This is a genomic window from Pseudomonas sp. dw_612 (assembly GCF_018449725.1).
GTDB lineage: Bacteria > Pseudomonadota > Gammaproteobacteria > Pseudomonadales > Pseudomonadaceae > Aquipseudomonas.
This window is the reverse complement of record NZ_JAAVVC010000003.1, coordinates 340,200-353,923: the sequence shown is the minus strand read 5'-3', so window position 1 is coordinate 353,923 and position 13,724 is coordinate 340,200. Positions and strand designations below refer to the sequence as shown.

The window sequence follows — 13,724 nt, the reverse complement described above, 5'->3', positions numbered from 1 at the left end:
CGTTATCATGGCGACAGCGTTCAGTATTTACAACACTTTGGCCTGAATCCTGTTCGGCGCGGCGACTTCCGACGCGTGGCGCCTCGGGTCAAGCCCCGGAATAGAGCAGCGGCACCCGGCGCAGGTTGCAGAAGATCTGGTAAGGAATCGTGTCGGCGGCCATGGCCACTTCGCTGGCCAGGACGTTTTTGCCCCACAACTCGACGGTCGAACCGAGGCCGGCTTGCGGCACATCGGTCAGGTCGATGCAGAGCATGTCCATCGACACCCGGCCAAGCAGTTGGCTGCGTTGCCCAGCGACCAGCACCGGCGTACCGGTTGGCGCATGCCGCGGGTAGCCATCGGCATATCCCATCGCCACAACGCCAATGCGCATCGGCTTCTGGGTGATGAACCTGGCGCCATAGCCAACGGGTTCGCCGGCCGGCAGTTCACGCACGCAAATCACTTTCGATTCGAGAGTCATCACCGGTTGCAGGCGCGAAGCCACGGCGTTGGCTTCTTCAAAAGGGGTGGCGCCGTAGAGCATGATGCCCGGACGTACCCAATCGCTTGGGATCTGCGGCCAACCGAGCACCGCCGGTGAGTTGCGCAGGCTGACCTCGGCGGCCAAACCCTGACGCGCCGCTTCGAACACCGCCACCTGCTCGGCACTCGCCTGTTCGTGCAGTTCATCGGCCCGGGCGAAGTGGCTCATCAAGACGATTTTCGCCACTTTGCCGCTGGCCAGCAGCCGTTGATAGGCCACTTGATAATCCTTTGGATGCAAGCCAACCCGGTGCATGCCCGAATCGAGCTTGAGCCAGACCGTGATCGGCTTGCTCAGCGCGGCTTGCTCGATCGCTTCGAGCTGCCACAGCGAATGCACCACGCACCAGAAATCATGCTCGACGATCAGCGACAGCTCATCGGCTTCGAAAAAACCTTCCAGCAACAACACCGGCGCCCGAATGCCCGCCGCACGCAGTTCCAGCGCCTCTTCTATGCACGCCACTGCAAACCCGTCTGCCTCGGCTTCCAGCGCCTGGGCACAACGCACTGCGCCATGGCCGTAGGCATCGGCCTTGATCACCGCAAGGGCCTTGGCCCCCGCCGTGACTTCACGGGCGATTTGGTAGTTGTGACGCAGGGCTTGAAGGTCGATCAGGGCACGGGCAGGACGCATGGCGGCAGACTTCTAGGCGGTCATGGGAATAAAAAACCGGCGCTGGCTGACGGCGTGAACCGCCAACAGCACCGGGAGAGGGATCGTTACTACGGGTTAAGGCAGTGCGGCAACCACCGACAACTCAACCAGGATTTCCGGTTCGCACAACTTCGACTCAACGGTGGTACGGGCTGGCGCGACGCCTTTTGGCAGCCACTTGTCCCACACCGAGTTCATGCCGGCGAAATCCGCGTCGATGTCTTTCAGGTAAATCGTTACCGACAGCAAATGGCTCTTGTCAGTGCCCGCCAGATCGAGCAAACGCTCGATATTGGCCAGGGTTTCACGGGTCTGCTGTTCAATCCCGGCGCTCATGTCATCGCCGACTTGCCCTGCCAGGTAAACCGTACCGTTGTGGGCGACGATCTGACTCATGCGTTCATTGGTGAGCTGGCGCTGGATTGCCATGTTTTGCGGACTCCTGGATTTTGCTGCCGTAACGGGAAATATCGAGGCCTTCGGCGCTGATCTGCGGAGTTTTCTTCGCCATCAGGTCCGCCAGCAAGCGACCGGAACCACAAGCCATGGTCCAACCGAGTGTGCCGTGGCCGGTGTTCAAGAACAGGTTGCTGAATTTCGTGCCGCCCACAATCGGCGTGCCGTCCGGGGTGGTCGGACGCAGACCGGTCCAGAAACTCGCCTGGGCCAGATCGCCGCCCTGAGGATAAAGGTCGTTGACGATCATCTCCAGGGTTTCGCGCCGGCGCGGGTTCAGCGACAGGTCAAAACCGGCGATTTCAGCCATGCCACCGACGCGGATGCGGTTGTCGAAACGGGTGATCGCGACCTTGTAGGTCTCGTCGAGAATGGTCGAGGTCGGGGCCATCGCCGGGTTGGTGATCGGCACGGTCAGGGAGTAACCCTTGAGCGGATACACCGGGGCCTTGATGCCCAGCGGCTTGAGCAGTTGCGGCGAGTAGCTGCCGAGTGCCAGGACGTAACGGTCAGCGGTTTCCAGCTTGCCGTCGATCCACACGCCGTTGATGCGATCACCGGCGAAGTCGAGTTGCTGAATGTCCTGGCCGTAACGGAATTCCACGCCCAGTTTCACGGCCATTTCGGCCAGGCGGGTGGTGAAGATCTGGCAGTCGCCGGTCTGGTCGTTCGGCAGGCGCAGGGCACCGGCCAGAATGTCAGTGACGGCGGCCAGGGCCGGTTCAACACGGGCAATGCCGGCGCGGTCGAGCAGTTCGAACGGCACGCCGGACTCTTTCAGCACGGCGATGTCTTTCGCGGCGCCGTCGAGCTGGGCCTGGGTGCGGAACAGTTGTGTAGTACCCAGGCTGCGGCCTTCGTAGGCAATGCCGGTTTCGGCACGCAATTCGTCGAGGCAGTCACGGCTGTACTCGGACAGACGGACCATGCGCTCCTTGTTCACCGCATAGCGATTGGCGGTGCAGTTGCGCAGCATCTGCGCCATCCACAGGTATTGGTCGATGTCGGCGGTGGCCTTGATCGCCAGCGGCGCGTGGCGTTGCAGCAACCACTTGATGGCCTTGAGCGGCACACCCGGCGCGGCCCACGGCGAGGCATAGCCTGGCGACACTTGCCCGGCGTTGGCGAAACTGGTCTCCATGGCCGCAGCCGGCTGCCGGTCCACGACCACCACTTCAAACCCGGCACGAGCCAGATAGTAAGCACTGGCGGTACCGATGACGCCGCTACCCAAGACCATAACGCGCATTTTCATATCCCTCATCGCGGCGTACCGCTGACGTGTGTTGTGCAGACCGAAGATGTGGGCAGTTTAAAAAAGATTAGCCAGTGCTTTTCACTATATAAGTGCCTATATTTGGCGACAATTCTCGGCAAAAACCCTTTTCACGGAGGCGCATCCCCTATGCGTACCAACACTCAGACCAAACGTGAGCTGGACAAGATCGACCGCAACATCCTGCGGATACTGCAAGCAGACGGGCGCATCTCCTTCACCGAGCTGGGGGAAAAGGTCGGTCTGTCGACCACGCCGTGCACCGAGCGGGTCCGGCGCCTGGAGCGCGAAGGGATCATCATGGGCTACAACGCCCGGCTCAATCCGCAGCATCTGAAGGGTAGTCTGCTGGTGTTCGTCGAGATCAGCCTCGACTACAAATCCGGCGACACTTTCGAAGAGTTCCGACGCGCGGTGCTGAAACTGCCCCACGTGCTGGAATGCCATTTGGTGTCAGGTGATTTCGATTATCTGGTGAAAGCGCGGATTTCCGAGATGGCCTCGTACCGCAAATTGCTCGGCGATATTTTGCTCAAACTGCCGCATGTGCGCGAATCCAAGAGCTATATCGTGATGGAAGAGGTGAAAGAGAGTTTGTGTTTGCCGATTCCGGATTGATTACAGCGGTGCCTGGGGGGACGCCTTCGCGAGCAAGCCCGCTCCCACATTTATCCGTGTTCTTCCTGTAAGAATGCGATCGAATGTGGGAGCGGGCTTGCTCGCGAAGGCAGGCGACTCGGTCTTCCTTTAGACGAGGACTTGCCGGGTGCTGGCCATGTACTCATGAATCTGCTTCTCCACCCGCGGATGAATCAGCTCCACCGGCCCGCGCCCATTGGGGCAGGGCAAGGTCTTGGTGGTGCCGAACAGCCGGCAAATCAGCGGCCGCTCGTCATACACGGTGCAGCCGTTGGGGCCCAGGTGTACGCAATTGAGTTCATCCATCGCCGCATCCTGCTCGGCGCGGGTCTTGCGCGGCAGGCGCGACATTTCTTCTGGTGAAGTCGTGACCGGACCGCAGCAGTCATGGCAGCCGGGCACGCACTCGAACGAGGGAATCTGCTGGCGCAAGGTGCGAATTTTCTGACTGTTGCAACTCATCGAAGCGGTGACCAAAAGCGGAATAGACCGGGATTCTGACGCATCCGGCCCTTTCCATACAGCCGCAACCGACCAGTGTTGCCCGCGCCGGAAGGTCCGGCTTATGCTCCGTCAAATTTTCCAAACACACGCATCAGGAATCCACGCATGAATGCCCCTGCCCGGCACACCGCTTCTTATTACGCCGCCAGCAGCCTGCCGCAGCCCGAGCATCCGGTGCTGCGGGGTGAGCTGATGGCTGACGTTTGCGTGGTCGGCGGCGGGTTTTCCGGGTTGAACACAGCGCTGGAACTGGCCGAACGCGGCCTCAGCGTGGTGCTGCTGGAAGCGCACAAGATCGGTTGGGGCGCCAGTGGGCGCAACGGTGGGCAATTGATTCGCGGCGTTGGCCACGGCCTCGATCAGTTTGCCAACGTCATCGGTGCCGACGGCGTGCGTCAGATGAAACTCATGGGCCTGGAAGCGGTGGAAATCGTCCGACAGCGGGTTGAGCGTTTTCAGATCCCTTGCGATTTGACCTGGGGCTACTGCGACCTCGCCAACAAACCTCGTGACCTCGAAGGCTTCGCCGAAGACGCCGAAGAACTGCGCAGCCTCGGTTATCGCTACGAAACCCGTTTGTTGCAAGCCAACGAAATGCACAGCGTGGTCGGCTCCGACCGTTACGTCGGCGGCTTGATCGACATGGGTTCCGGGCATTTGCATCCGCTGAACCTGGCTTTGGGCGAAGCCGCCGCCGCGCAGCAATTGGGTGTGAAGCTGTTTGAACAGTCGGCGGTCACCCGTATCGATTACGGCACCGAAGTGAAGGTCCACACCGCCCAGGGCACGGTTCGCGCCAAGACCCTGGTGCTCGGTTGCAACGCTTACCTGAATAACCTCAACCCTGAACTCAGCGGCAAAGTGCTGCCCGCCGGCAGTTACATCATCGCCACCGAGCCGTTGAGCGAGGAACAGGCTCACGCGCTGCTGCCGCAGAACATGGCGGTCTGCGACCAGCGCGTGGCGCTGGATTACTACCGGCTCTCGGCGGATCGGCGCTTGCTGTTCGGGGGCGCCTGCCATTATTCCGGTCGGGACCCGAAAGACATCGCAGCCTATATGCGGCCGAAGATGCTGGAGGTGTTCCCGCAACTGGCCGGGGTGAAGATCGACTATCAATGGGGCGGCATGATCGGCATCGGCGCCAACCGCCTGCCGCAGATCGGCCGGCTCAAGGACCAGCCGAATGTGTATTACGCCCAGGCGTATTCCGGTCACGGGGTAAATGCCACGCACCTGGCGGGCAAGTTGTTGGCCGAGGCTATCAGTGGCCAGCACAGTGGCGGGTTTGATCTGTTTGCCCAAGTGCCGCACATCACCTTTCCCGGTGGAAAGCATTTGCGTTCGCCGTTGTTGGCGTTGGGGATGCTTTGGCATCGGCTTAAAGAGTTGGTTTGATAGCGTGGCTACTGACGCCTTCGCGAGCAAGCCCGCGCCCACATTGGATCTATGGTGCTCATAGCCCTCCTGTGGGAGCGGGCTTGCTCGCGAAAGCAATCGACAGGACACCGCCGCTATCAAATCCTCCAAAAAGGCTTAAGCCCCTCCGCCAACGCCTCTTCCCGACTCAACCCCACGTCCCGCAACTGCTCCGGGGTCAGGTTCAGCAACGCCTTGCGCGTGTGCAGACGATGCCAGAACAGATCCCAGCGATTCAGGCAGGACGGCGCGTTGCGCATGCGCGCCTCACGGGTGCCGTGGTTCTGCCCTGCTGCCAGTTCCTGACTGTGTAACGTCAGCCGCACATCGCTCAAGCCGTTCATTTTGAATGCTCCTGTTTACTTGGGTAGCCAGAGGTTTCATGATGCGCGGACGGCGAAAAGCATTACAGATTCAAAGCAACTGTATTATTTCCATACAGATTGACCGTTAAAACCTCTGAATCGTTAATTTTTGCCCCATCTGTACTGGTTAACCGAATCACCTATACCGAGGCAGTGTCATGACCCTTTACGTCAATCTCGCCGAATTGCTCGGCACGCGTATCGAACAGGGCTTCTATCGCCCCGGTGACCGGCTGCCGTCGGTGCGGGCGTTGAGTGTCGAGCATGGGGTCAGCTTGAGCACGGTTCAGCAGGCGTATCGGGTGCTGGAAGACAGCGGGCTGGCGACGCCGAAACCGAAATCCGGTTACTTCGTGCCGGTCAGCCGCGAGCTGCCGGAGCTGCCCGCCGTGGGTCGTCCGGCCCAACGCCCGGTGGATATTTCCCAGTGGGATCAGGTGCTGGAATTGATCCGCGCCGTGCCGCGCAAAGACGTGGTGCAACTGGGCCGGGGCATGCCGGACATCACCACGCCGACCATGAAGCCGCTGCTGCGCGGGCTGGCGCAGATCAGCCGGCGTCAGGACATGCCCGGCCTGTATTACGACAACATTCACGGCAATCTCGAACTGCGTGAACAGATCGCGCGCCTGATGCTAGATTCCGGCTGCCAGTTGAGCGCCGCCGACCTGGTGGTGACCACCGGTTGCCACGAAGCGCTCTCCACCAGCATCCGTTCCATCTGCGAACCCGGCGACATCGTGGCCGTGGATTCGCCGAGCTTTCACGGCGCCATGCAGACCCTCAAGGGCTTGGGCATGAAAGCTTTGGAAATCCCCACCGACCCGATCACCGGCATCAGCCTCGATGCGCTGGAACTGGCCCTGGAACAATGGCCGATCAAGGCCATACAGTTGACCCCCAACTGCAACAACCCTTTGGGCTACATCATGCCGGAGGCGCGCAAACGCGCGTTGTTGAACCTGGCACAGCGCTTCGACGTGGCGATCATCGAGGACGATGTGTATGGCGAACTGGCCTACACCTACCCACGTCCGCGCACGATCAAATCCTTCGACGAAGACGGCCGCGTGCTGCTGTGCAGTTCCTTTTCCAAGACGTTGGCGCCAGGGCTGCGCATCGGTTGGGTAGCGCCGGGCCGTTATCTGGAACGGGTGCTGCACATGAAATACATCAGCACCGGCTCCACCGCGCCACAAGCGCAAATCGCCATCGCAGACTTCCTCAAGGGCGGCCACTTCGAACCGCATTTGCGGCGGATGCGCACCCAATATCAACGTAATCGCGACATGATGATCGATTGGGTCACGCGTTATTTCCCGGCCGGCACCCGGGCCAGTCGTCCCCAGGGCAGTTTCATGCTGTGGGTCGAACTGCCGGAAGGCTTCGATACCCTGAAACTGAATCGTGCTCTGCACGACCAAGGCGTACAGATTGCCGTGGGCAGCATCTTTTCGGCCTCGGGCAAGTACCGCAATTGCCTGCGCATGAACTACGCGGCCAAACCGACGGCGCAGATTGAAGAGGCGGTGCGCAAGGTCGGAGCAGCGGCGATCCAGTTGCTCGCCGAAACCGTTTAATCGAGCTGAAAACGACCGCCGCCTTCAAATCGGGTCAGGTCATTGACGCGACTTGCCCCAGCGCTCACCCGAGCGTCCACTTCCAGCTCGACCTCAAGATGAGCGCCAGAAGCAATCGCGCCCGTGCGCCATGCAACAACCCGCTCACCCGGCCGCAAAACGTCTTCCTGCAAAGGCTCACCACTCTCGGCGGCCCACTGCACCGCGGCGCCGTCCAATCGAGCTGACACGATCCTCAACTGCAACGTCCCGGCGCCCCAGCGATAGCGCAGCGAGTCCGCTGCGGGGGCGATAAATTGCCACCTCATTGGCTGCGGCGCCGGGCACTGAATGCGCAGTTGCACCGTGCGCACGCCGAAACTTGAACCGCCCTCCAGCACCCCGCGCGTCAACGAGCCGAAGGCCACCTGCCCCGGGCTCAGGCTCAACGTACAGTCATCCCGGGCCGCAGCCGAAAACGAGGCAAGGCACGTCAGCGCCGCCGCAAAAACCACACACTTCATCGCAGACTCTCGCTCATGACAGATTGGGATCGAGGCACGTCGCGTCAACCGTTTCGATACGCGTGCTGTCACGAGGCGCGTCGGTCAGTGGATATTCCAGGACGCACCGCTCGGTGCCGGACAGCCGCACATGCAGTTGTTGATCCGGTTTGGCGTCCGGCAGAAAAATCGTCCCGGTGTCCAGGACCGTCGTCACGTACTGGCCCTGTTCGTCATGGACCGCTGCACCCTTGGGCAACCATTGGCGATCGCCCGTCCTGGCCTTCAACAACAGGCGTCGTACGCTCATCACCGAAAAATCCAGATGCTGTACCGACCCACGCCCCGCCTCGACTTCCTGAAACCCGTTCAGCACCTCGACATTGCGCGGCAGGCCCGCGTTGTCGACTTCCAGTCGAGCCTGGGTGTAGGCGGGCAAACTGGCCGCGACCGCCCGCCCAAAGCCATCCGTCCAGACCGGCCCCCGAGGCGTCTGCAGTTTCAAACCGGACTGCTCGCCGGCCTTGAGCACACCAAAGGTGTCGCGCACGGGATAAGGCGATAACGTCACACCGTCCTTGTGAAAAACCATGCCGCCCCGTGCGCCGAGATCAAAATCGGTCGCGTCGGGTCGCTGGCTGTATCCGAGGTCAATGCTGGTATAGCGCGCAAGGGAACTGACACGGGCGCCCACGGTTGTCGGCCCGTCATCGCGCTGCTCGGCGCTGACGCTGTAGTCCAGGGTTTCGTTCAAGGCATCACTCAGTACCACGCCACTGCGCACGCCGGCGCGATCGTCCTTGCGCACGTAACTGCGTACCGAGCGCTGGCCTCCCAGCGGGATGCCCAGAGTCAAATAGGCGGCGTTGCCCTGGCGACTTGTCGCGGCACCGCCCATGTCTCGCTCCAGGCTCACCGACAGGCTGACCCGCTCCGCAAGCGTTTGCGACCAGGAAAGCCCCAACCGCGATTGTGGTGGTGCATCCAGGCTGGAATAACGCGACCAGGTGGCACCGAAAGTGCCCCAGTGCTCGGTCGCGCCATTGAGGGAAAACACCCATTGATCACGGCTTCGAGACTCAGCCTGCCGGCGCTCATGATCCCAGCCTGTATCAGACAATGTGCGGAAGCCTTCGCTCTGCCGGACGTTGACCAGGCTCGTCGACAGGCTGGGCGATAACATCGCACTGAACGTCATCTGTATCTGGTGGCCGGCGAGGCCTTGAGACTGATCGCTGGACAACACCTGGCGAACCCCCAGCGCAATGCCGCCGGGCCATTGCTGCTGAAGCCCCCAACCCGCCGACACATACTCGGTGCCACCCAGTAAACCACCCGTGACACGCCGATCCCGGCCCCAGTTCCAGTCCTTGCTGAAGGCGGCAAAGGACGGCGCCTTGCGCTCATCGGCGCCCAATCGCCGCACCCGCCCCAGCGCGGCATTGAAACCGGGCGGGCTGCCGAATTCCGCATCGTAAAGACTGGCCGCCGGCACCCGAAACCGCCGCTGCTGCCCATCCTGCTCGTGCACCGTCACGTCCAGATCGAGCGAACGGCTCAACAGCGGCAACTCTCGCAGTGTGAACGGGCCGCTGGGCACCATCGTGGAATAAATCATCACTCCGCTCTGCCGGACTTCGATGCGCGCCGCCGAATAAGCCACGCCTTCAACCCGGCTTCCGGCCCCGCGCTCGGCGGCGCGCAACTGATGGAATGCGCCTTCCGGCTGAACCTGCACACCGATAAATGATTCGCCGACAAACAACGGCGAGACCATGTTTAGCTGCCCCACCTGCAGGTTGACCTCATAGTCTTCCAGGGTTCGCATGCCGTAGGCATACAGGTGCTCGAAACGTGTGTCATCGGACAGCACCGTGTAGGACTGTCGACTGCGAAAGACCCAGTCCGCGACGTTAAACCCGAGCTCGGACGTGACGCTGCGATAGTCACTGCGCTGCCCTTGGAGCTCGCTGTTCACCATCAGTGCGTCGTAGTTGAAAACCCCCGCCATGCCGCCCTTGGCAAAGTTTCGGGACACCTTGTCCGGTGGTAACAAGGCCTCGGTAGGAATCAACAGGTCCACTTGCTCCCTGCCGGGATGGAGCTGCACGACGGCCTCGGTGAATCCTTCGGCGAACGTCACGCAGGTGCCCGCCTCCCGCGCGGGTAAAACAAGCGCACGCACGCCGGCGGCCTTCAATAGATCGGGGTCGAGGCACACATCGCCACGCTTGTTGAACGTCATCTGCACGCGGCCCTTGGGTTGCCCGTTGACCTGCAGTGATGCCGAGCGTGTGCCCTGGGCAAAGCGCGGCGCCTCTCGAAAATAGTCAGCCAGGGCCGGATCGATACCTCGATCCTTGAGCACCTGGGGATCGAAAGTGACGGCTTCACTGGCCGCAATCCCGGTCGGCGTAAAGGCCAGCACAAATAAATGGCCCAGCCGTATGCGACGCGCCCAAGTCCTCACTCCTGCGTCACCGCAGCGTCGTACTGCTCGACAGCAAACCCGTAAGTGGTCGCTGGAAAGATCCGCACACCGGTCACCGGCGCCGCACCACCCGGCAATCCGTCAACGCGCAGCCGCTCACCGGGCAGGATGTAGGTCCGTGGCAGGTCGACCGGCCGCACACCGGGCAACGGCACAATGGCTTTGGCCAGGCGAACCACATAAGGACTGGAATTGAAAACCTGCAATGCGCCGCCCGTCGACGACCAGGTCAGGCGCTTCCAGGGTTCGCGTTCCACCGGCAAATCGACGGGCCGCAGAATAACCGGCAGATTCTGCCGTACCCCCAGATTGACCCGTGCGCCGCTCGCGCTTTCGACAGGACTGATGCCCTCGAAGATCACGCGCTTCAAATGTTCGGTCTGCAAAGGTTTCGCGCTCTGCAGGATAAAACGCACCTGCTGGACTTCTCCGGGATCGACGCGGGCGATTGGCGGAGTGAACACCAGCAGCACCTCATCGTCCTGCTCGATATTCTCGATCGTGGTGTACAGCAATGCAGGCCGGGTATCGGTGTTGCGCACGTTCATGGTCGCTTCGCCAACGCCCTCCTCGACCACCAGCACAGGCGTCTGCGGCACCATGCCGGCCGCATGCGCCTCGGTGGTGACAAACAACGAAAACAGTAAAAGCACCAGCGTCGGGAGACCTGGTCCGCTCATCAAAAAGGGCATGGGGGCTTTTCCGGACTCTCAAGCGACGACCCGGACATGGGTCCGATGCGCTTGCATGGATGGGCAAGAGCCCGGCGACCCGAACGGTCGCCGGGACTCAAGCAATCAGAGGTAGAACATGTCGAAGGTGACGGAACCGTCGAGAGGGATCTCGTCGTTGATCGGCAATGCGTTGCTCGGGCCGATAATCGGAAGCAGGCTCATTGGGAAGCCGTGGTGCCGGGCGGAGGCCGGGCCGGTCGCAACGTTCGGGCCCCAGGAATACAGCGCCGGCGCATTGCGCACCAGGCTGGAAGTCGGCAGCTGCCACGTCGGGTTGGCCAGTGTCCGGGTCAACAATGTCTGAGGCGCGCCGTCCACTTCAGGAACGCCTTGACGCAATGCAAACCCGCCAATACGCATGCCGTTGATTTCACCAAGACCAAAGAACAGCGCAGGGTCATTCTGGCCGGCGCCATCATGAATACCTGGCAACTTTGTTGGCGCGCGATTATCCCTGACAGACACTTCCACCGGCGCTGGCGCATCACAATTGATATACAGCGAAATATCACGCGCAGGCAGCACTGTTTGCGTGGTGGCACTCAGTGTGGCGGCAGAAATCTTGCGCAAATCCACGGTGCTGCCCCCTGCAAACGCCGGGATGCAGGACGTCGGGATGATGGTCCCGATAACATTCAAGTCAACACTTTCAGCCATGGCAACCGTCGGTAACAGTGCACCTACGAACAGTGCGATCAAACTTTTATTTCCCATTATTATTCCCATCTCCATATAGTCATAAACATTGCAAAGGCATAACGTGTTGTTACAACTCTGCAAACTATCGCCTCAACTAAGCGGGGGGCATCATTCCGTTTTTTGTGGGATTAATCTGTAGGAAAAGACCACGCAGAAGCGACGGCATTTCGACGGGCGCGATAGTCCAATTGGATAAACGACGACAGGCCTACGCCCCACGGATGAATCTTCGTAAGTTCACCGTGAAGTCATAAATCGCGGGCGCGTGCCATACTCCGGCTCCTGCCGCGATTTGAGACTGCGACGTGCGACCCGGAAAAAAACTGCTCGCTGTATTGCTACTGGCCATGTTGACGAGTGGCTGCGCAACGCTCGATGTGCCGCGCGTGCCGAGCCAGGCCCTCCCGGCGGCGGACTCGGCCTTTGGTCGCTCGATCCAGGCCCAGGCCGCGCCTTACAAGGGGCAATCGGGCTTTCGCCTGCTCTCCAACAGCACCGAAGCCTTCATGGCCCGCGCCGAGCTGATCCGCAACGCACAAACCAGCCTCGATTTGCAGTACTACATCGTCCACGACGGCATCAGCACGCGAATGCTGGTGGAAGAATTGCTCAAGGCTGCCGATCGCGGCGTGCGGGTGCGGATCCTGCTCGATGACACCACCAGCGATGGCCTGGACCAGGTCATTGCGACCCTGGCGGCCCATCCGCAGATTCAGATTCGCCTGTTCAACCCACTGCACCTTGGGCGCAGCACCGGCGTGACGCGGACCATGGGCCGGCTGTTCGACCTGTCTCTGCAACACCGGCGCATGCACAACAAGCTGTGGCTGGCGGACAACAGCGCGGCCATCGTGGGTGGGCGCAACCTCGGGGACGAGTATTTCGATGCCGAGCCCAACCTGAACTTCACTGACATCGACATGCTCAGCGTCGGGCCGGTGGCCGAGCAGCTCGGGCACAGTTTCGACCAGTACTGGAACAGCGCCTTGAGCAAGCCCATCGACGAATTCCTCTCCAGCAAACCGAGCGCCAGGGACCTGCAAAACACCCGCACGCGCCTGGAAGAATCCCTGGAAGAAACCCGCAAACAGAATCACGCGTTGTATCAACAACTGATGATCTACGACAAACACCCGCGTCTGGACATCTGGCGCCGGGAACTGATCTGGGCCTGGAACCAGGCGTTGTGGGACGCGCCGAGCAAGGTGCTGTCCAAGGGCGAACCTGACCCGCAATTGTTGCTGACCACGCAGTTGGCGCCGGAACTGAACGGAGTCCGCAAAGAGCTGATCATGATTTCCGCCTACTTTGTGCCTGGCCAACCGGGGCTGGTGTACCTGACCGGCCGCGCTGATGCCGGGGTCTCCGTGAGCCTGCTGACCAACGCGCTGGAAGCCACCGACGTACCCGCGGTGCATGGCGGTTATGCGCCGTATCGCAAGGCATTGCTGGAGCATGGCGTGAAGTTGTTCGAACTGCGGCGCCAGCCCGGCGCGGGGAGCGGCAGCGGTCCGCATCTGTTCCGGCGTTCGGCCTATCAGGGCTCGGACTCGAGCCTGCACAGCAAGGCGATGATCTTCGATCAGCAGAAATCGTTTATCGGCTCGTTCAATTTCGACCCGCGCTCGGTGCTGTGGAACACCGAAGTCGGCGTGCTGGTCGACAGCCCGGAGCTGGCCGCACACGTGCGCGAACTGGCCCTGCAAGGCATGGCGCCACCGCTGAGTTATGAGGCGAAACTGGAGAATGGGCAGATTGTCTGGGTGACCGAGGACAACGGCAAACTGCACACGTTGACCAAGGAACCGGGGAGCTGGTGGCGACGGTTTAATGCGTGGATGAGCACCACCGTCGGATTGGAGCGAATGTTGTAAGCGCGGCTTCCATTGCCAA

13 protein-coding genes are annotated in these 13,724 nt (G+C 61.2%); 4 read left to right on the top strand and 9 right to left on the bottom strand.

Features of this window, described 5'->3' with window-relative positions; genetic code table 11:
• Positions 1-88: 88 nt before the first annotated feature.
• The 3 genes from alr to dadA form a co-directional block, all read right to left on the bottom strand.
• Positions 89-1,165 carry an alanine racemase gene (gene alr, locus HB680_RS07255; RefSeq protein ID WP_213937855.1) on the bottom strand — a complete coding sequence of 359 codons (1,077 nt, stop codon included), beginning with the start codon at positions 1,163-1,165 and terminating at the stop codon, positions 89-91.
• Positions 1,166-1,261: 96 nt separating this feature from the next.
• The gene (locus HB680_RS07250) at positions 1,262-1,615 is read right to left on the bottom strand and encodes a RidA family protein (RefSeq protein ID WP_213937854.1); all 354 of its coding nucleotides are present in this window, start codon (positions 1,613-1,615) and stop codon (positions 1,262-1,264) included.
• On the bottom strand, positions 1,587-2,891 hold the full coding sequence (gene dadA, locus HB680_RS07245; protein WP_213937853.1) for a D-amino acid dehydrogenase: 1,305 nt from the start codon (positions 2,889-2,891) through the stop codon (positions 1,587-1,589). Before dadA ends, HB680_RS07250 begins: the two co-directional genes overlap by 29 nt.
• A gap of 156 nt (positions 2,892-3,047) precedes the next feature.
• Between dadA and HB680_RS07240 the strand changes: the two genes are divergently transcribed.
• The gene (locus HB680_RS07240; protein ID WP_010465173.1) at positions 3,048-3,536 is read left to right on the top strand and encodes an Lrp/AsnC ligand binding domain-containing protein; all 489 of its coding nucleotides are present in this window, start codon (positions 3,048-3,050) and stop codon (positions 3,534-3,536) included.
• A 129-nt stretch (positions 3,537-3,665) separates the two neighbouring features.
• Here the strand turns inward: HB680_RS07240 and HB680_RS07235 are convergent, their stop codons facing one another.
• A complete protein-coding gene (locus HB680_RS07235; protein WP_007947437.1) occupies positions 3,666-4,019 on the bottom strand; it encodes a YkgJ family cysteine cluster protein in 354 nt (117 codons plus the stop codon).
• 147 nt (positions 4,020-4,166) lie between these two features.
• On the opposite strand from HB680_RS07235, the gene HB680_RS07230 reads away from it, so the two are divergent.
• A complete protein-coding gene (locus HB680_RS07230; RefSeq protein ID WP_213937852.1) occupies positions 4,167-5,459 on the top strand; it encodes an FAD-binding oxidoreductase in 1,293 nt (430 codons plus the stop codon).
• A gap of 119 nt (positions 5,460-5,578) precedes the next feature.
• Here the strand turns inward: HB680_RS07230 and HB680_RS07225 are convergent, their stop codons facing one another.
• Positions 5,579-5,824, bottom strand: a complete 246-nt coding sequence (locus HB680_RS07225; RefSeq protein WP_213937851.1) for a DUF1127 domain-containing protein — start codon at positions 5,822-5,824, stop codon at positions 5,579-5,581.
• Positions 5,825-6,003: 179 nt separating this feature from the next.
• Here HB680_RS07225 and HB680_RS07220 point away from each other — a divergent pair, with 179 nt between their 5' ends.
• Positions 6,004-7,425, top strand: a complete 1,422-nt coding sequence (locus tag HB680_RS07220) for a PLP-dependent aminotransferase family protein (protein WP_213937850.1) — start codon at positions 6,004-6,006, stop codon at positions 7,423-7,425.
• Here HB680_RS07220 and HB680_RS07215 read toward each other — a convergent pair.
• The 4 genes from HB680_RS07215 to HB680_RS07200 all read right to left on the bottom strand — a co-directional run bounded on the left by HB680_RS07215 (position 7,422) and on the right by HB680_RS07200 (position 11,846).
• The gene (locus HB680_RS07215) at positions 7,422-7,928 is read right to left on the bottom strand and encodes a hypothetical protein (RefSeq protein ID WP_213937849.1); all 507 of its coding nucleotides are present in this window, start codon (positions 7,926-7,928) and stop codon (positions 7,422-7,424) included. The genes HB680_RS07220 and HB680_RS07215 overlap by 4 nt on opposite strands.
• Positions 7,929-7,941: 13 nt before the next feature.
• Positions 7,942-10,335 carry a fimbria/pilus outer membrane usher protein gene (locus HB680_RS07210; RefSeq protein ID WP_346657357.1) on the bottom strand — a complete coding sequence of 798 codons (2,394 nt, stop codon included), beginning with the start codon at positions 10,333-10,335 and terminating at the stop codon, positions 7,942-7,944.
• 38 nt (positions 10,336-10,373) lie between these two features.
• Positions 10,374-11,090 carry a fimbria/pilus chaperone family protein gene (locus HB680_RS07205; RefSeq protein WP_213937848.1) on the bottom strand — a complete coding sequence of 239 codons (717 nt, stop codon included), beginning with the start codon at positions 11,088-11,090 and terminating at the stop codon, positions 10,374-10,376.
• A 105-nt stretch (positions 11,091-11,195) separates the two neighbouring features.
• Positions 11,196-11,846 (bottom strand): DUF1120 domain-containing protein, encoded by a 651-nt coding sequence (locus HB680_RS07200; protein WP_213937847.1) that lies wholly within the window; start codon positions 11,844-11,846, stop codon positions 11,196-11,198.
• Positions 11,847-12,136: 290 nt separating this feature from the next.
• On the opposite strand from HB680_RS07200, the gene HB680_RS07195 reads away from it, so the two are divergent.
• A complete protein-coding gene (locus HB680_RS07195; RefSeq protein WP_213937846.1) occupies positions 12,137-13,705 on the top strand; it encodes a phospholipase D-like domain-containing protein in 1,569 nt (522 codons plus the stop codon).
• The last annotated feature ends 19 nt before the right edge of the window (positions 13,706-13,724 follow it).